Raw genomic sequence first — 20,255 nt, 5'->3', positions numbered from 1 at the left:
ATGAAAAATACTGTCATGAAAAAGATCTTCATATACGCTCTCTTTTTATCGTCTCTCATCTCTTTATGGGGATGTAAAAAAGATACCTATCCTGGTGGTCAGATCAGTCCTTACATGGCGATCTACGATATCAGGAACCTTTATAAAGGACATGATGTAACGTTGAGCATAGACAACATGCTGGGTTCTACCAGCATAGCAGCGATGGTGGTATCAGACCATTCCGGTGGCAACCTGCCCGCCGGACTGCTGGTCGTGCAGGATGCCCGCCGTTTATCCCTGTTCCGTGGTATTGCTATTCCCCTGGGAGCAGATGCAGCCACTTATGTACCTGGCGATTCTGTCATTATACATGTGGAAGGTGCAGTATTGAAAAAAGTGGACGGTATGCTGCAACTCACTGGTATCAAAAACAGTGATATTAAAAAAGTATCTTCAGGAAATACCGTTCCTATCATAATTGTAACATCCGATAAAATGATCGCTGATCCCGACGCTTATGAAAGTGTGTTTTCGGTGATTGCAGAAGGAACTTTTGATCCGCTGCCTGATTCAAATGCAGTATTGTCGGGCGATAAGACCCTGAATGACGGTTATGAGAACATTACCCTGCATACAGAAGCTAATGCTGCTTTTGCCCAGCAAAAAGCCGTGTTTAACGCTAACTACTACGGTATTCTCTTTAACACACCCGATGGAAAGCCACAGTTCAGGGTACGTACAGGAAAAGATGTACAGGTACTCAGCTCCGTGATTGAAGAAAAGCCGGTGGTCATTACGGGTTTTATGAGTGATGTAAAGGGGGGAGACGGAAACTATGAATATGTGCAGATGATGGCTACCACCGATATCGATTTTGCGGCTACTCCTTATGCGGTAGTTGTTACCAACAATGCAAATGCTTCAACTCCTACCGGTGTGCCGGCCAAAGGCTGGGCAACAGGTGAAATGCGTACGTACAAGTTCAGCCTGAGTAAAGGTAAAGCAGCTAAGGGCACGTTTTTCTATGTTGGCGGTTCCGGTAAAACGATCAATGGTTCCGGTTCTACCAGTATGAGCAGTAGTAACTGGGTCAGGGCCTTCGATTATACTAAGAACGATGGTGATGGTTTCGGTCTGAAAACCGGTGGTTTACTGGCGAATAGTGGTAACGCATTTGGTATCGCGGTATTTAAAGATTCTACCGTTACGGCAGATTCAAAGCCGGTGGACGTGATCTTTATTGCTACAGGTGGTAGCTTATACGGCAGCGGAAAAGGATACCGTATTGCCAATACCGACGTTTACGATATTAAACACCCGATCACCCAGGCATCTCAGCCTTTCTACAGGCAAGGTACTAATCTGCGTGCCTTTAGCTATAATACCGCTGACCTGGGATACTTTAATATGCTGGGTGGTGTTTACGATCCTTCAATTGGGAAATGGGCAAAAGTAAGAATGCAGAATAATGTGCTGCTGACCAAAACGTCCGCCATTACCGAGATAGAAGGAGAAGGAGCTACCGTACTCAAAACAAAAGAATAACAGTTTATGACGCTTAACAGACGAAAATTCTTAAAGAACTTAAGTGTTACCGGATCGCTGCTGACGCTTCCTTCGGTAATGCTGAACGCAAGGCCATTATTCAGACGAGGCAATATTGATCTTTCCAATATTACCCTGAAAGGAAAGGTACACAACAAAGGGAAAGGCATTCCGGGCGTACAGGTAACTGATGGTATTAACATTGTGCTGACTGACAAGAATGGTCAGTACGAACTGCAGAGTAATGCCACCGCGGAATTTGTATATATCAGTGTACCGGCAGGATATGCTTTCCCTGAAGAAAAAGGGATCGCTAATTTCTACAGACCGATCACAAAGGGCAGCAGCTCAGTTAAAAATGATTTCAGCCTCGAGAAACTGGCGGTAGACGACCGCAAACACAGCTTTGTGGTATGGGCAGACCCTCAGATGAAATCAAAGAAGGATGTAGAGCTGTTAATGAGCGAATCTGTACCCGATCTGCAGGCGGTAGTGAAATCTTACCCTAAAGATAGCCTGATACATGGCATTGGCTGTGGAGACCTGGTATGGGACGAGTTTGAACTGTTTGCTGACTACAGGCAGGCAGTTGCCCTCTCAGGCATTCCGTTCTTCAATGTGATCGGTAACCATGATATGGATATCGAGGCCCGTACGGACGAGGGTTCTTCCAATACTTTCAAGAAACAGTTTGGTCCTACTTACTACTCCTATAACAGGGGAGAGATCCACTACATCGTACTGGACGACGTATTCTTTGTGGGCGCCGCCAAGAGTTATATCGGCTATGTCACTGAAAACCAGCTGCAATGGCTGGAACAGGACCTGGCCATGGTGAAACCCGGCAGCACTATTGTACTGAGCCTGCACATCCCCACTTTCACCGGCGCCCAGAGAAGGGCCGGAAAGCCGGAAGAAATAGGCGGTGGTACGGTGGCCAACAGGAAACAGCTCTACAAGATGCTGGCGCCTTATAAAGTACACATTATGAGTGGGCATACCCACTTTAATGATAACTGGGAGGAAGGAAATATCATGGAACATAACCACGGTACCGTTTGCGGTGCCTGGTGGACTGGCCCTATCTGCGGCGACGGTACACCTGGTGGTTACGGGGTGTATGATGTGGATGGCCCGGATATTAAATGGTACTATAAGTCCACTGGTCTGCCGAAAGAAAAGCAGCTGCGCGTTTATCCTAAAGGAAAAGTGAAAGACTCGGCGGACGAGATCTCTGCCAACGTATGGAACTGGGACAATAAGTGGAAGGTGGAATGGTATGAAGATGGTGTGCTGAAGGGACAGATGGAACGCCGTGTGGCGCATGATCCCTGGGCGGTGGAACTATACCTAGGGCCACAGTTGCCAAAGAAGCATAAGTTCGTGGAGCCTACGCTGACAGATCATATGTTCTTTGCCAAACCTTCTCCGGATGCGAAGAAGATCACGGTAAAGGCGACCGACAGGTTCGGTAATGTATACGAGGAATCGCTGTAGGACACCTGCGGGGGCTATTTATACACTCGGAACCACGAGAGAACAAGCAGAGAAGAAGCAGAGAAGACGGAGAGAACAAGTATGCTTATTCAGATCAGAATACAAATTGAATGAAGGAGAAGACAAGTCGCAAAAGTGGCTTGTCTTTTCTTTTTCCCCGATATATTAGTATATTATCTATATTTGCGTACGGATTTCGTGCTGTCGAACAGGTGAATTATTCACTTTCGGCATTTTTTATTTCAATGGGACGTTGTTCGGTAAATGATAATCAGTTTTGACTACTCATTTAAGTAATTGTTGCGTAATCCCTTTCTATCTGTGAATATGCAGTTTGCTGCAGCCGTAAATTTTGTTGTACCTATGAAATCACATCTCATCAGAGTGCTGTTAAGCATTAGTATGGTGCTCTTTCCCTTCTTTGTGTTCAGCCAGTTGCCCTACAGCCCTTGTAGTCCCATGGGAGGTAAAAAAGCGAACATATTAGGCGTGGAAACCAAGTACAAAGCGCCAGGCGGAGGAGCCCCTACCTTTACCATTCCTGCCGGTACCAAGTCAATTACAGTGTTTGTCTCTTCAGAAACGGGAGATTTAACCGCTGGTGTTGAGCCGGAAAGAGGAGATGAAGACTTTATCACGATCAATGCCGTTATTGATATCGCGTCATCTACATCTTCCGGTTTTGTGAACTATGCAAAAAGCACATTTACCAACGGTAGCGGAACGAACGTTTATGGCTGGAAGGATGTTATCCTGGGAGCGCCGATACCCAATGCCAGTAAGCTGGGTGATAAGACGCCAGATTTGAACAACGTGAATTTCACTATTGCCGGTTCGACGCTGACGATTACAGAGAATGCTACGGGCACCAATTCCTCTTATTATGTGGAATATCTTTCTCCCGCTACGAATTCATTCGACCCTTTGCCAACGGAGATCAGGGCGCTTTTACACGGTGCAACTGTCCTCAATACGGATCTCGTGATCCCGATACCGGCGGGCGCCAGTCTGCTCACTATTTCGGGAAAAGGGATCAACTCAAGTAATGCGGACCTTAACAGTCCGAATGGTACGGAGGAAGGATATTCTAATCTGCATATTACGATAGACCTGGACGCTGGTTTGACAAATGGATTTGTCACCCTCGCAAACGGAGGTTCAATAGACAGAAGGTCAACTTACGTGATCAGCAATCTTAGCAGCACCTATGTAGGAACGCTGGTGGGGTCTGGCGCTATCACGGGCGATTACTCTGCTAAAAATTCCGGTACAGGCGCTGTCGGATTGTATAATCCGCAGGTCTATGTTTCCGGATCGAACCTCATTATCAAAAGAGATGTGGCCTATGCCCGCGACTTTGACGATGCATATACGGTTGAATTTTATAAAAGGACAGGGCAGGGAATGAGCGCCGAGTTTATTGATTCTGATATCAGATCGATTGGCGCCAGTACCTATACAGCTGCAGGTGTTACCCGGAGCTTCAAGATACCTTCAGGTACCAGCTTTATTTACTTCAATGAAACCGCTAACGCGATCAATCTGAGTGTAGAGAGCAATGAGAACTCACTGGCGGCGTATGGATATATAGACCTGACGACGGAAACTGCCACCGGTTATTATTATCAGCAGGTGGGATCCAATTCAGGTACAGGAAGGCGTGAGGACAACTATGCGTTCCAAAATGTACCACTGGACAGTTCGAGTACGCACGATCATGCCAATACAGTAGGCTTCCGGGGAGGGTTCCCTTATGATCTGAGATTTACCTTGTCTAAAGACAAAAGTGAACTGATTGTTACCAATCAAACCGGACTGGCGAATCAGACTTACCAGTTCCTGCTTTCCGCTGATTTCTATGGCTCCCGTCCGGATCTTGCCTTTAATCCGACAGGAATGAGCTTTTCAAAAGGTAGCTCCTGCAAACAGTTGAAAGTGACGGTAGACGTATGTAACCCTGGTGCAGGTAATGCAACAGGGGGCTTGCCGATTGCCTTTTACAATGGAGACCCGACGGTGAATCCTGCTGCAGTGCTCCTGCACATCGATACACTCGATCAGCAGATAAAAGTTGGTGAATGCAAGACTTTCACTTTTAACGTGGACCTCAGCGGCATCAGTGATCCGAGCATCGACCTGAATATGGTGCTTAATGATGATGGCTCTTTTGTAGCAGGGGGGGTAGGAAATGCTGTTGGTACACCGTTCTCGCTGGCTTCCCTGGATACCCGGGATCCTTTCTATAAAGAATGTTACTACGATAATAACCTCTTTGCAAAGACCATCAACGTAAATAGTTGTCCTGCGATAGATCCCGATCCGGATAAAAGTTCCGGCGCTACGGGCAGTTACACTTATCTGAACTATTTCACAGCGGGTAGTACTACCCCGGCAAATATTGCAGATGCGGACCTGGCTATTATAGCGCCTGCCGGTAGCGATATCTATGGCGCCACTATTACGCTGACCAATATCCTGGACGCAGGTCAGGAAGGTATTCACCTGGCGGGAACATTACCGGCAGGTATTACGATTTCCGGTGATGGTACGGGCGTGGTTACATTGTCAGGCCGTGCATCACAGGCGGACTATGTAGCCGCCATAAAGCTGCTTGGATATAAGAACACCAATAATACGCCTAATACTACTGACCGTATTATCACGATGGTCCTGAACGATGGTACTGACAATGGGCTCACTGCCACCACTACCATCAAGATACTGACCGAACCGGCTATTGATGTAACAGGCAATAGTATTTCCATTCCTGACAATAGCACTACCTCTAATACTGCAGACGGCACTGATTTTGGTCAGACTACCGGTGCTACGATCGCGCATAGTTTCACCATTCAGAACAGTGGCACCGGAACTTTGTCGCTGACAGGTACTCCACTGGTAAGCATCAGCGGAGATCCCGGGTTTACAGTTACGGTACAACCAGCTACAAATTCCTTGGACGCCGCCGCTACTACAGTTTTCGAAGTTACCTTCGATCCTGCAGGCCATTCGGCAGGTATCTATTTTGCTACTATTACTATTAAGAACAGCGATGCAGATGCAGACAAGGCAGATTACACATTTGTGGTGACTGCTGCATCAAACAGGCTGCCAACAGTAACTAACGGCAGCGTATCTGCAGATGAGGATAATACACTCACTTTCACCAGTACAGATTTCACCAGTCACTATACAGATGCGGATGCTTCTCCGCTGAATAAGATAAAGGTGCTTTCTCTGCCGCAGCACGGTACGCTAATGCTGAATGGCACTGCTGTTACAGTGGGACAGGAAATACCTGCTGCTGATCTGGGTAACATTACCTTTGTTCCGGACGCTGACTGGAATGGCACGACCAGTTTTGACTGGGTAGCCAGCGATGGTACAGGCTATGCCACTACGCCGGCCACTATGACCATCACTATTAATCCTGTGAATGATGCGCCGGTGGCAAGTGTTCCTGCAGGTGTGACAGTCACCGAAGAAACGGCAACTGTTATTCCAGGCATCTCCTTTACTGATATTGACGCAGGTACGGGTGTTGTGACCGTTACCATTAGTGTGCCTTCGGGAGCATTCACCGCTACTTCAGGCGGAGGTGTAACCGTGAGTGGTACGCCTGACGCATTGGTGCTGAGCGGTTCATTAACAGATATCAACGCATTTATTGCCAATAATCTCAGTTATACTTCAGTACATAATCCGCCGGCTTCTGTAACAGTGACAGTAAATATTTCGGACAACGGAAATACGGGTGCAGGTGGAGCCTTGCAGGATACCAGGACCTTCCCTATACAGATTACATCTGTAAATACTCCTCCAACCGGCACCGGCGATACTAAGATCACTATCCGGGATACACCCGTAAGTGGTTCAGTATCTGGTACAGACCCTGATGGCGATGCACTGACTTTTGCGAAAGACACTGATCCTGCACATGGTACAGTAGTGGTAAATGCGGATGGAACCTATACCTATACACCTGCTGCAGGTTATACCGGTACTGACCAATTCACGATCATTATCAGTGATGGACAGGGTGGAACTGCAATCGTTACAGTAGACATTACAGTAAATCCTCCGCCGAATAATCCTCCGACCGGTACAGGCGATACTAAGACAACTATCCGGGATACGCCGGTAAGTGGTTCAGTAACTGGTACTGATCCTGATGGGGATGCACTGACCTTTACGAAAGACACAGATCCTGCGCATGGTACTGTAGTAGTAAATACCGATGGAACTTATACATATACGCCAGCCGCAGGTTATACCGGTACAGACCAATTCAATATCACAATCAGTGATGGTAAAGGCGGTACTGCAACCGTTACTGTAAACATCACGGTAAACGCTCCGCCAAATACTCCTCCGACCGGTACAGGCGATACTAAGGTGACTAACCAGGATACGCCGGTAAATGGTTCCGTATCTGGTGCTGATATTGACGGCGATGTACTGACCTTTACGAAAGATACCGACCCTGCTCATGGCTCGGTGGTGGTAAATGCAGATGGAACTTATACCTATACGCCAACCGCAGGTTATACCGGTACAGATACCTTCACTATTATCATCAGTGATGGTAGAGGCGGCACTGCAATAGTTACTGTAGACATTACGGTAAATCCTGTAATCCCTGCAAATAATCCTCCAACCGGAACTGGTGATACCAAGGTGACTATCCGCGACACTCCTGTAAACGGTTCCGTATCAGGTACAGATCCTGATGGGGATGCACTTACCTTTACCAATGGTACAAATCCTGCGCATGGCGCAGTGGTAGTGAATCCGGATGGAACTTATACGTATACGCCCGCTCCGGGATACACGGGTACAGACAATTTCACCATTGTTATCAGTGATGGTAAAGGCGGTACAACAAGCGTTACTGTAAACATCACCGTAAATGCTCCACCAAATAATCCTCCAACCGGTACAGGCGACACCAGGGTGACTACCGTGGATACGCCGGTAGATGGTGCGGTGTCGGGAACAGACCCTGATGGTGATGCACTGACCTACTCGATAGGAGCAGATCCGTCTAATGGCTCAATTATATTCAGTTCGGATGGAACGTATACCTATACACCGAACACAGGTTATATCGGTACAGACCATTTCACGGTTATTATCAGCGATGGCAAAGGTGGTACTGCAACCGTTTCTGTTGATATCACAGTAAATCCTGTTGCTATACCGAATAATCCGCCTATCGGAAGCGGTGATACCAGGACAACCAGCCAGGATACTCCGGTAAATGGTATTGTAAGCGGTCTGGACCCTGATGGCGATGTGCTGACCTTCACGAAAGGTACAGATCCGGCTCATGGATCAGTAGTAGTAAACACAGATGGAACGTACACTTATACACCAGCTGCTGGTTACACTGGTCCGGACAATTTCACGGTTGTGATCAGTGATGGTAAGGGTGGTACTGTAACAGTTACAGTAAATATTACCGTGAATCCTGTTGTTGCTCCGGGTAATAATCCGCCAACCGGTACAGGCGATACAAAGACCACTAACCAGGATACGCCTGTAAATGGCTCAGTATCCGGTACAGATCCTGATGGTGACGCATTGACCTTCACGAAAGGTACTGATCCGGCTCATGGTTCAGTGGTAGTGAATACATACGGCACTTATATCTATACGCCTGCTGCAGGTTATACCGGCACGGACAATTTCAATATTATTATCAGTGATGGAAAAGGCGGTACTACCACAGTTACTGTGAACATTACCGTGAATCCTGTTGTTCCTGCAAATATTCCTCCAACTGGTAGTGGCGATACAAAGACAACTGAACAGGATACACCGGTAAATGGTGCTGTCAACGGTACAGATCCTGATGGTGATGCACTGACCTTTACAAAAGGCACAGATCCCGCTCATGGCGCAGTAGTAGTAAATACGGATGGTACTTATACCTACACACCTGCTGCAGGTTATACCGGTACAGACAACTTCACTATTATTATCAGTGATGGTAAAGGTGGAACTACCACTGTAACTGTCAATATCACCGTTACGGCAAAAACAACAACTCCTCCTGTTGCTGCAGATGACAGGGCTGAGACCAAAGCGAATACGCCTGTAACCATTGAGGTGCTTACCAATGACAATGCGGGTAATTCATCGCTGGATGAAGAATCAGTAACAATTGTCAACCAGCCCGCGCATGGTACGGTAACTGTGAACGAGGATGGAACAGTTGTGTATACACCTGCTGCCGGTTATACCGGTGAAGATGTGTTCACCTATCATGTAGCCAATACAAACGGTCAGGCATCCAATACCGTGTCTGTACGTATCACGATCACTTTATCTGTTATCAATGTGCCTAACCTGTTCACACCGAACGGTGACGGTAAAAATGACAACTTCGAGATCAGAGGTCTGAATCAGTACTATGAGAATGAGTTGATCATCGTCAACCGCTGGGGTAATGAGGTATATCGTCAGAAGGGTTATCAGAACACCTGGAAAGGCGAGGGCCTGAATGAGGGTACCTATTATTACCTGTTACGTATCAGACGTAATGCCGACGCGGAATGGGAAGTGGTGAAAGGATATATTACATTGATCAGGTCTTTTAAAAAGTAAAGGAATAAGCGCTCTATACTATGAAAAGAATATTGCTGATAGCCGGATTAATAACATCACTGGGACATACTGTCAACGCCCAGCAGGACGCGCAGTACAGCCAGTATATGTTCAACGGCATCTATATCAATCCCGCTTATGCCGGTTATAAGGAAGCACTCAACCTGCACGCCTTTTACCGTAATCAGTGGACAGGTATTGAAGGTGCTCCGAAAAGTTTTTCGCTGGCAGTAGATGCCATTGCGAATGATGGTAATGTAGGGTTGGCGCTGCAGGTGGCAAGCGACAAATTAGGTTCGCAGGATAACCTGTCGGCCTACGCAAGTTATGCGTACCGCATTCGTATGAACGCTAATGGCAGCTCCCGGCTTGCCATCGGTTTAAGTGCCGGTATCCTGCAATCAGGCATCAACGGGTCTACACTCAACCCCAACGATCCCGAAACGGACATGCCGGCAGGCCTGCGCAGGCTCACACCCGATGCGAGGGCGGGTATTTTCTTTTCCAACGATAAGTACTATGCCGGCTTCTCGGTAGATAACCTGGTGGTACAGGCATTTAAGAATACCGGACGTTTCACCTGGCTCCCGCAAACCAAACTGCATTACTACTTAACTGCAGGTATGTTGTTGCCGGTAAATGAAGACATCCAGCTGAAACCTTCCTTTCTCCTCAAGGATGACCGGGGCGGACCTACCAGCCTGGACCTGAATGCCTTCATCCTCTTCAGGGATATCGTATGGGTAGGCGGTTCTTACCGCACGGGCGTGAAGATGTATGACAAGAGTTATCTGCAGAAGAACCTGATGTACCGTAACGCGGCTGTAGCTGCGGTGGAAATATTCCCCATACCTAATCTGCGTGTGGGATATGCTTATGATTTTTCTGTAGGCCCCTTGCAGAGCTATAGCGGTGGCACACACGAAATATCTGTCGGGTTCACATTCAATAAACAAAATATCAGAATGGCTACGCCAAGGGTATTCTAAAAGCATCCTATACTGACATGAAAAAGATACATTACGCGCTTAGTCTGTGTTTATTGTTTTCTTCCCTTAATTCAATGGCGCAGTATGTCATTAAGGAGGCTGATAAGCAATATGAAGTTTTTAAATACGCGGAAGCGATCAGCCTTTACGAACAGGCCTATAACAAGAAAGCCACTTTACATGCCGCAGAACGCCTGGGAGATTGTTACCGGCTGAATAATAACTATCCGCAGGCGGAACACTGGTATGCTATTGCTACAGGTATGCCGGGTAGTAAACCTGAGAACCTGCTGTTCTACGCCAGGGCATTACAGAACAATTCAAAGTATGCTGAAGCGAAAGCACAATACCAGAAATTTGCAACTGCCGACAAGACTATAGCAAAAGAACAGAAAGATGTGTGGATCGCTTCCTGCGACTCCGCCATCAGCTGGATGAAAGCGCCCGCCCCTCTGAAGATCGACAACTATAAGCTGCTGAACTCTGCAAAGTCGGACTGGAGTGCGGTACCTTACCAGGGTGGTATGGTCTTTACTTCTGATCGTTTTACAGATAAAGCACGCCAACCTAAAAAGCATGCCCTCTTTTTGCATTTTGATACCCGCAATACCCCCGATCCGCTGTTGAACGGCTGGACAGGTAATGACTATCTGCACCTGTTCTACAAGCCCGGCAACGGTGACAGTGTACAGCTGTTCCCTTTAAAAACAGGTACGGATTATCATGTGGGCTCTGCCAGCTTCACGAAAGATGGTAATGAGGCGTATTTTACCCTGACACGTATTCCCGGCAAGGGCAGTCGCGAGAAAGGAAAAGCACTCACCGTTAACATAGAGATCTATAGCAGCCGCAAGGATGCAAGCGGTAACTGGTCTGCTCCGCTGGCCTTCACGCATAATAATGTAACAGCTTATTCTGTGGGCGATCCATTCATCACAGAAGACGGTATGGCGCTTTACTTTGCTTCCAATATGCCGGGAGGCGTTGGAGGAACGGACCTGTATGTATGTTACAGAACTGCAGCAGGTGTGTGGGGACCGCCCCTGAACCTGAAAGAGCTGAATACGCCTGGCAACGAACGTAGTCCGGCTTTAACCCAGAACAACATCCTTTACTTCGCCAGTGATGGCCGTATTGGTATGGGAGGACTGGACATCTATCGCGTAGCGCTTGATAATACCGGTAAGACGAAAGGTACCATCCGGAATATGGGATATCCGTTCAATTCTCCGCAGGATGATTTTGCTTTCGGTCTGACGGAAGCAGGTATTGCCTACCTGTCGTCCAACAGGGAAGGAGGCATCGGAAGTGATGATATCTATGCCATAGCGGCACTGCCAGATGAAAATGTTCCGGATATAGCGAAGGATACTATCCATGATATACCTATTGCGAAAGCTGATAGTACTGCAACTATTCCCACAGGCATAGATCCTAAGGATAATCCGGTGGCGGTAGTGCCGGTACCGCAAAAGCCGAAAGACAGCATTCCTTCTTCTCCTAATCTGCCTAATATTTACTTTGACTTTAATAAGGCGGAGATCCGTCCTGATGCACAGCTTTTACTGGACAGAGTGGTTAAACTGCTGGCGGATAGTCCGGGTAGTATTGTAGAAGTAGGCTCACATACAGACAGCCGTGGTAGTGATCAGTTCAACCTGGTGCTGTCACAGAAACGGGCGGTGTCGGTGACGAACTATCTTGTGACGAAAGGTGTGGCGAAGGCGAGAGTGAAGGCGAAAGGGTATGGTGAGACGAAGTTGTTGAATAATTGTGCCAATGGGGTGCAGTGTAGTGAGGAGGAGCATAAGGTGAACAGGAGGACTGAGTTTAAGATTGTGAAGTGATAATAAAACATACTTCAGGAGGCAATCAGAATATCGGATTGCCTCCTGAAATATTTACTGGCGTAGTGTCTGGCGGATTTGTCTATTCGGGCTTGCCTACTGAAAATCCCGGAAATTTTTTCTTAATAGATCTTCTGACACTTGTAATGGATTCTATATAAATAAGTATTGATTCCTCCACCTCTGCGCCAAAAGAAGAAAGGACCTCTTTACCGTTGTTCGATGTCATATAGTTAATTACTTTGTCCCATATTTCAAGTTCTTGTTTGGACATGGGAATCACCCTAAGGACTTTTAAAGCAAGTTGATAATACCCACCTACTATGAGGGTATAAAATATCTGTTGAAAGAATTCCTCCTCCTTATCTGTAAGTTTGTCAAACCTGTATTGTTGAATCAGATTTATCAGGTTGTTGGCAATATCCAACACTGATTCCGGTTCCTGAAAAATAATGGAATTCATAAGACTGTGTTCTCCCCAGATAAGAAAAAGTGTAAGGCAAAAATAGGAGGAGGGAGGAGCACCACGTAGGTATTGTACATATTCCTTCTTTTTTTCTGAGGAAAAATCAGCTATGATCTCTATAAATTGATGCTCAAGATACAGGAACGCTCTTTGCCGGGATGCTGGCCCTGATACATCACGTCTGAGAGCAATTTGCAGAAAGGATGAATAGTCTTCTTCCTGCAATTTTTTATTCAGTAAATAATAGAAATCGTCTTCGGATAATGTTGTAGTTTTCACAATGTGTTCAGGTATGCTTTCGTTAAGCAGATACCTTGTTTCTATGTCAATATCCTGAAAAAAGCTATAGACCTGTCCGTAAATTTCAAGCGTATGTTTGTCTAGTAAGCCATTTTGGGCTTTATTAATATAGTCCTGTATCCGTTTTTCTATTTCGCTTTTACCACACCACGATTCGAGGAACTTAACCAGCCATATCACTCTGTTACGGTCCTGTTTTCTCCCGTACCTCATCAGGTACCAGATGTTGAAGAATCTTTCCTTTAACAGGTAAATATGGTTTTTCGTGTTAGTTGCACGCTTTTCGATTACCTGGTTTTTTTCAAGTTGTCTGAGCTGGGCTGATATAAGTTTGCTATCCAATCTTACTTGTTTGGTCAGGTCTTTTACGCTGATAGCTTCCCAGTGTAATGCCACGGCATCAACGATTTTTTGCTGCTGTGCGGGAAGATCATCCATCCGGTGTTTGTAAAGTGGTGTTACCGCATCCAGTACTTTTTCGAGATCACTCAGGGCTGCTCCATGTTCATTGTCGACGAAGATCTGGAATAACAAAGACATTGTTCTAGGTATGCCTCCTGATAATGTTCTGATAGTAGAGATGCGGGAAGGCATATTGTCGATAATGCGCTCAATTTTTTCCTCTTGATGATGAACAATTGCCAATTGCCGTAACAGCGCCACACTTTCTTCATTGGTCAGTCCCTGAAGCTCTATCATTTTAAAGAACTCAAAAAATGGCTGCTGATAATCAAATACCGAATCCATTATTATTGGAGATGCTCCTACCAGTCTGAAATGTGGAATTGTTTGTAATACTTCCCTCAATCGTCTCACTTCCAGTTCTTCGAATTTGGCGAGCAACTGGCCAATATTGTCTACGAGCAGTAGTATTTTCTTTTTGTGTTTATCGAGATGCCTGATCAGTATCTTGAATGCCGCTCCTTCAAAGCCATCCTGTTGAGCAAGAGGTTCCATTTCACCGGTAATGCCGGTGAAGTTATAATGGTCTTCCAGATATTCAGCAATCCTTTCCCAGAGATCCCCAAGTGCGCCTATGTTGTATTGTTCCTCATTAAACATGACAGGGAGTAGCCATTTGGATAATGCAGGATGATCTTCAACAGCATACTTTAACCGGAGGAGCAGTGTGGTTTTGCCTGCACCCCGCTGGCCGAACAGCAGATAATGCTGCTCTGGGGTGACCATCTTACCGGATTTGATATCCCTGAATATCTGCTCAAATGTTTCCGTCCTGATAACGAACTCCGATATAAACTCCTGTTTACCTTTCCGATCAGGATTGTAAAGAAAAATGCTCATAACTTACAAATAAATCGCTCCCACCATCGCTTCAGGATAGGAGAATTAAAGAAGTAAATACGTTGTTTATAATCGCAATGTATATATCCCTCATACATCAGATTTTCAATTATGAGTCTATAATCTTCTTCCTGTTGACATGCTATTGCCAACTCCAAAGTATCTTTCGAAGTAAGGATCTGTTTTTCAGCCAGTTGTTTCAATAACAAGTCTGCATATCTGAATGCATCTCCTTTAAAATGTGCCTTTAGACGAACGTAGTAGTGCTCAAAATGGCTTTTATATCTCAAACTTAACAATCCTTCGATAGCATTTTCGATAATCTCTTCTGTAACCACGGGCTGACTACCACATGTTCTAAGAATTTCCAGGGCAATCAGTTGAATATGAAAAGGTATATACCACTGCAACGATTTTCTCAATATATCCACGACACTGTCATGAATAACTTTACCGGGCAATGATTTCCTGAGGAAGTCGATGGCCTCATCTTCTGTCAGAGGCTCTAATTCAAGAGGATTCAGATCATTAATAGTAGCTGAAGCGCCCATAGAATACACTACCTGATTAAGGCCGATTGAGCCTGTATATATAAACCTGACTTTTTGAGAGATCACGGGATCTATTCGAATCGCACGTTTTCCCAGAAGGAAAAGAGTAGCCGCGTCTGCATCCTTTTTCTTCATGTTCTCAATGGTTTGGGGAAATTCATCAAGCAACAACACCAGGGGCGTGTCTTCCGTTGCACAATAATCGATCAGAAAGTTTCTGAATTCTTCATAATAGTCCCGGGTGCTCTCATCATGATTGAATTCTATCCCTGTATTCAATATTTTAATGCTCTTTACTATTCGGAAGAATTTGCTGCCGGTAGTCTTGACACCAGCCTTAAGTTTATTGGATAGTGACTTTTTAATGTTAGGGTCGTTCAAAATAACTTCCAGAAGCTTTTTATAAAATTGCGACGCATCTGCAATGCTTTCTGTGTCTACAAATACGTAATGTCTCCCTGCAACACGGTTGTCAAACAAATACCATAGTATGGAGGTCTTTCCTACTCTCCTGGGCGCCATAAGGTGTATGTTGTTGTCTATTAATGCTTTTGATATCCTCGCTATTTCACGGTCACGTTGATAGAAACGATTTCCTCTTACCGGAAGGCCAATTAAATTTTTCATAACAATGGAACTTTTGTCAAATATATTGACAATGTTTTTATTGTCAAAAAAGATAGCAATAAATTTATTGTCATCTTTCAGTTAATCTGCCCTAAGCAGACACTACCCCAACTTCCTTATTTTTGCCCCTGCCTAGCTATTAATCATCATGAAAAGACTTTGTTCCTCCTCCAATGAAACGCTGCTCAGCCTGAACACCGATCCGGACTGCCTCGCCAGCCCTGCTCAATTCTCTGAGTACACCGTCGTTTTCATCCCTGAAGGAGAGGGGCTTTATCATGCCGATTTTGGTACTTTCCCTTTTAAAGGCCCTGTGCTGCTATTCTCCACACCTTTACAGCTGATCTATATAGAACGGAGCCAGCCCTGTGACCTGACCATGCTGCAGTTCCATAGCGACTTTTACTGCATAGAATACCACAAGGCGCAGGTTGCCTGCAATGGATTATTGTTCAACAACATCTATATAACGCCTTCCGTAAACCTGGACGAACGGGAAACAGCAAGTTTTAAGAACCTGCTGGCTGAGTTAACCGCAGAATTTGACACCTCCGGCTGTGACGAAATTGTGATGAGGGGCTACTTACAATTACTGCTCGCGAAATCCAGCAGTATCAAGCTGAAGTCAGTAGCTAATAAGCAGGACCCGCGGGAGAAAGATGAGCAGATGGAAGAGTTCAGGGAGCTGTTGGAACAGCACTACCTCACCCTGCATAAACCCTCCGATTATGCGGAGATGTTAGCAATGTCCCCCAACAATTTCACTAAGCGCTGTACCAGGTACTTTAAGAAGTCCCCCTCCGCCATGATACAGGAGCGCCTGATCCTGGAAGCGAAGAAACAGCTGCATCTGACACGCCGTAGTATTAAGGAGATAGCTTATGCGCTACAGTTCAGCGATGAGTTCTATTTCAGCCGCTTTTTTAAAAAGTTTACGAAGGTATCTCCCCAGACCTTCCGGCAAAAGACAGGCATCTCCATCGTAGCCGACCTGCCCAAATGATATTTCTCGTATCTGTATGCCCGGCAGATTTGTCCAAGTGAAGGACTGTATCGTCCATGTTCTGCTGTGACAGGTGTATCTACCTTTACATCATCAAAGGCAAAACAACACTAAACACACAGATCATGAAAAATTCATTTGTAAGGTTGATAGCTAACCTGGATCAATTTGGTAAAAAGGCGGTACGTTTTGGTATTGTGGTCGTTTTTCTCTGGATAGGCGGATTGAAATTTTTCACCTATGAGGCGGATGGTATTACGCCGTTTGTGGCCAATAGTCCATTCATGTCATTCTTTTACAACCATCCCAGCGAATATAAAAGCCATATAAATAAAGAAGGTGAACTGGTCCCTGAAAATCATCAGTGGCATATTGAGAACAATACATATGGGTTCTCAACGGGATTGGGTATCATGCTGGTCACTTTAGGAGTACTGGTGGCATTATATAAAGTAGCGCCATTTGCCAGTATGATAGGTAGTATATTGATCTTTATCATGACACTGGGTACGCTTTCCTTCCTGGTAACGACTCCCGAAAGCTGGGTGCCGCATCTGACAGATCGTGAGTGGGGATTCCCTTATCTGTCCGGACGTGGAAGGCTGGTCATCAAGGACATCGTTATTCTCGGCGGCGCGCTTATAACAGCAGCTGAATCAGCGAAGATCTATTTGCACCGGCAAAAAACGGCACATTGATAATATAGTGACTGACAAAAAGTAAAAGGGCGTTCCGCTGAAAGCGGAATGCCCTTTTATGTGAATAAGCAACTCCTCTATTGAAAACTTTGTATACTTAACGGCTGGAAATTTATCTTTATCTGCCGGTTATAAAAACCGGTCTGTTAAAATGAGAAAAAACCAACTATTTGTTATCCTCCTGCTACTACTTGCAGGGGATAGCTACAGCCAACGTATTGCCGAAACATTACCTCCCATTATTCACGCTGCCATTGAAAAAGCCTATCCCGCCAGTGTAAGGATCTGGGGATATGACACCGTCTCGAATCAGCAAATGAGCGCTCAGTTCAGCGGTGTGGTAGTCACCCGCGAAGGGCATATCCTGACGGTTGCCCATACCACTATTCCGGGCAAAACCTATAAGGTCACTTTCCCTGATGGGAAGGCCGCGATTGCCCTTGCCTTAGGGAAAATCAACTTTCCGGAAACGCCCATCCTGCCTGATGTGGCAATGATGAAGATCATCAGTAGCGGAGAGTGGACATTTGCAGCCATGGGCAGGTCGGCAGACCTGAAAGTCAATGAACCCTGTATCAGCATTGCTTACCCTGAAAGTCTGAACCAGCCATTACCGGCGGTGCGTTTTGGTCGTATTACACAAGTTAGGAACGACAAGGGTTTCGTACAGTCGTCCTGTATCATGGAGCCGGGTGATTCCGGAGGTCCGCTATTTGATTACATGGGGCGCGTCATCGGCCTGCATAGCGCAGTGGATATAAGCGAAAGCATCAACTATGAGGTGCCGGTTGATCTCTACAGGAAATACTGGACTGCCCTGAATAAAGCGGAACATTACACCCAATTTCCGGCAGCAGCAGATACGTTGATGCCAGACCCGCTGGCTGCCAGCTTGCTGACTGTTCCGGAGCTGGAAGATATGAACGCAGCATTGAAGACGACAGCATATAACGGCTTAAGCCTGAAAGTCATCAGCAGGGTGGATGGAGTGCAGCAAACAATACTCGGCACGCTGTTTTCTGTACGCGGACAATCGGCCATCATCAGCAAGAGTTCAGCGGTAGGAGAAGCCCCCTTTGTTATCGTGAACAATAAACAGTTGAAAGCTACTGTCAGATGCCGGGACCGAAGTACGGACCTGGTATGGCTGGAATTAGCCTCTCCATTGAAGAAAGGTATTACGCTCCGGCAAAGTATACAGGCGCCGGATCATCCGGGTGAATTCCTGCTGTCTCCCCAGCCTGATACGATGGGCATTGCAAGTGTATTGGGAAGTAAGGAATTCTCGTTGCCCCGGATGACCAGCTTTGCATTTCTGGGAGCTGCGATAGCGCCTACAGACGGGCCGCTTGTACTGACGATCGTGCAGCCAGGTTCACCCGCCGGAGAAAGTGGCCTGCAGGCAGGAGACCTGGTGTTAAGTATCAATCGTGTTCCAATTCGAAAGGCGGAAGACTATGGCCGGGAGCTATCTCAATATTGGGCAGGCGACAAGATTGTTTTTGAAGGTCAGCATAATGGAACTGTATATACCAAAGAGATTGTGCTGGGTACCCGTCCTCAGCAACCGGCCAGTCATCCTGCTGAGATGTTCCCGGGAGGAAAGAGTAGCAGAAGGGACGGCTTTGAAAGCGTGTTCTCACATGATGCTATTCTCAGGCCCGAACAATGCGGAGGTCCCGTGTTTGATATGCTCGGACAGTTTTACGGGATCAATATTGCGCGGTTTTCACGGACAAGTAGCCTGGTGATTCCGGCAGCCATCGTAAAACAGTTTATCATAAGCAATCTTTACCGGAGAAACAGTTGATAATGGCAGCAGTGATCACAGCAATAGCAATGTGATTGCTGCTGCATCATGATTTAGTCAACAGAAAGTTTTATATTACCACAGATAACCCGATTGTAGAATAAAAATCATTGTTACAAATGGAAGATCAGAATACCTGCCAGCATCTGCGTGAGATCGCCGAAGTGAAAATAGGGGAAGAGTATGTGTGTGAAGAATGCATTAAGCATAACGGAGAATGGGTGCATCTTCGTACCTGTCAGACCTGTGGCGTGACGCTCTGTTGTGATCAGTCGCCGGAAAAGCATATGACCCGTCACTACCATGAATCGCATCACCCTGTGGTGGCTTCGGCAGAACCGGGAGAGCGTTGGCTGTGGTGTTATCCTGATAAACAATTTGCAGAATATTAACCTGTGCAGGGCCCGTATTTAACGGCATCACCAATGACAAATACCATTCATTGAATGTGGAGGCTGGATCTACCAAATCGTCTACTGACAAAGTATTCAGATCGCCGGCTGGTACCAGGCCTAAACCATTGAACCCGTTCTATAATGAGACCAGGGTATCAGTAGGGGTGGAGATGAAATAACAATATAATGTATCAGAATTATCAGCGCAAAGCTCCGGTCAGACAGCCGGAGCTTTCGTGTATCAGGCCGTTTCATTTTTTCTTCTTGGATGATTTGGCCCTTTTATTGAAGTCAAGCGCCAGATCAATCCAATAGTCAAAATCCTTTTTGCTCTTCATTCCCGTCTGATCGATCAGTACATAACCTATCATCGGACGATTGGTAAAGTCCATTGTTCTGCAGCCGGTCTTTTCAACGGCAGCTTCGTGAAGATCGGGATCAATGCGGCACATGAGCTGATCTTTGATCACTCCCACACACATCTTGTCATTGTACATAAAAGTGAGGCCGCCCATCATCTTCTTTTCTTCCACATTGGGAAGATCTGCAAATCTTTCCCTGATCCTGTCTGCGAGTTTTTCATCGTAAGCCATAGAGAAAAGTTTAGTTATTCATACAGTACTTCCTGTTACCA

General features: G+C 46.0%; 12 protein-coding genes. 9 read left to right on the top strand and 3 right to left on the bottom strand.

Going from position 1 to position 20,255, the window contains the following annotated elements; genetic code table 11:
- The first annotated feature begins 15 nt into the window (after positions 1-15).
- The 5 genes from L3C95_RS19005 to L3C95_RS18985 all read left to right on the top strand — a co-directional run bounded on the left by L3C95_RS19005 (position 16) and on the right by L3C95_RS18985 (position 12,469).
- Positions 16-1,527 (top strand): DUF5689 domain-containing protein, encoded by a 1,512-nt coding sequence (locus L3C95_RS19005; RefSeq protein WP_236390017.1) that lies wholly within the window; start codon positions 16-18, stop codon positions 1,525-1,527.
- Between the two features lie 6 nt (positions 1,528-1,533).
- Positions 1,534-3,024 (top strand): calcineurin-like phosphoesterase C-terminal domain-containing protein, encoded by a 1,491-nt coding sequence (locus L3C95_RS19000; RefSeq protein ID WP_236390015.1) that lies wholly within the window; start codon positions 1,534-1,536, stop codon positions 3,022-3,024.
- 363 nt (positions 3,025-3,387) lie between these two features.
- Entirely contained in the window at positions 3,388-9,633 is a 6,246-nt protein-coding gene (locus L3C95_RS18995) for an Ig-like domain-containing protein (RefSeq protein WP_236390014.1), read from the top strand.
- Positions 9,634-9,653: 20 nt separating this feature from the next.
- The gene (locus L3C95_RS18990; RefSeq protein WP_236390009.1) at positions 9,654-10,622 is read left to right on the top strand and encodes a type IX secretion system membrane protein PorP/SprF; all 969 of its coding nucleotides are present in this window, start codon (positions 9,654-9,656) and stop codon (positions 10,620-10,622) included.
- Positions 10,623-10,639: 17 nt separating this feature from the next.
- Complete coding sequence (locus tag L3C95_RS18985; RefSeq protein WP_236390008.1) at positions 10,640-12,469, top strand: OmpA family protein; 1,830 nt, start codon at positions 10,640-10,642, stop codon at positions 12,467-12,469.
- An 82-nt stretch (positions 12,470-12,551) separates the two neighbouring features.
- Here L3C95_RS18985 and L3C95_RS18980 read toward each other — a convergent pair whose 3' ends face one another.
- The gene (locus tag L3C95_RS18980) at positions 12,552-14,537 is read right to left on the bottom strand and encodes an ATP-binding protein (RefSeq protein ID WP_236390006.1); all 1,986 of its coding nucleotides are present in this window, start codon (positions 14,535-14,537) and stop codon (positions 12,552-12,554) included.
- Complete coding sequence (locus L3C95_RS18975) at positions 14,534-15,715, bottom strand: ATP-binding protein (protein WP_236390004.1); 1,182 nt, start codon at positions 15,713-15,715, stop codon at positions 14,534-14,536. The genes L3C95_RS18980 and L3C95_RS18975 overlap by 4 nt, the downstream gene beginning before the upstream one ends.
- Before the next feature lie 148 nt (positions 15,716-15,863).
- Between L3C95_RS18975 and L3C95_RS18970 the strand changes: the two genes are divergently transcribed.
- The 4 genes from L3C95_RS18970 to L3C95_RS18955 all read left to right on the top strand — a co-directional run bounded on the left by L3C95_RS18970 (position 15,864) and on the right by L3C95_RS18955 (position 19,618).
- Positions 15,864-16,718, top strand: coding sequence for a helix-turn-helix domain-containing protein (locus tag L3C95_RS18970; protein ID WP_236390002.1), 855 nt, complete (start codon positions 15,864-15,866; stop codon positions 16,716-16,718).
- A 125-nt stretch (positions 16,719-16,843) separates the two neighbouring features.
- On the top strand, positions 16,844-17,416 hold the full coding sequence (locus tag L3C95_RS18965) for a DUF417 family protein (RefSeq protein ID WP_236390000.1): 573 nt from the start codon (positions 16,844-16,846) through the stop codon (positions 17,414-17,416).
- Positions 17,417-17,567: 151 nt separating this feature from the next.
- Complete coding sequence (locus L3C95_RS18960; RefSeq protein ID WP_236389993.1) at positions 17,568-19,226, top strand: trypsin-like peptidase domain-containing protein; 1,659 nt, start codon at positions 17,568-17,570, stop codon at positions 19,224-19,226.
- Positions 19,227-19,345: 119 nt separating this feature from the next.
- Positions 19,346-19,618 (top strand): UBP-type zinc finger domain-containing protein, encoded by a 273-nt coding sequence (locus L3C95_RS18955; RefSeq protein ID WP_236389991.1) that lies wholly within the window; start codon positions 19,346-19,348, stop codon positions 19,616-19,618.
- A 254-nt stretch (positions 19,619-19,872) separates the two neighbouring features.
- Here the strand turns inward: L3C95_RS18955 and L3C95_RS18950 are convergent, their stop codons facing one another.
- Positions 19,873-20,214 (bottom strand): TfoX/Sxy family protein, encoded by a 342-nt coding sequence (locus L3C95_RS18950; RefSeq protein WP_236389989.1) that lies wholly within the window; start codon positions 20,212-20,214, stop codon positions 19,873-19,875.
- Positions 20,215-20,255: the final 41 nt, after the last annotated feature.

Origin of the sequence: Chitinophaga filiformis, from assembly GCF_021646545.1 — a bacterium.
In the GTDB taxonomy this organism is placed as follows: Bacteria; Bacteroidota; Bacteroidia; order Chitinophagales; family Chitinophagaceae; genus Chitinophaga; species Chitinophaga filiformis_A.
Note: the sequence above shows the minus strand (reverse complement) of the source record. Positions and strands in the feature narration are given on the sequence as shown.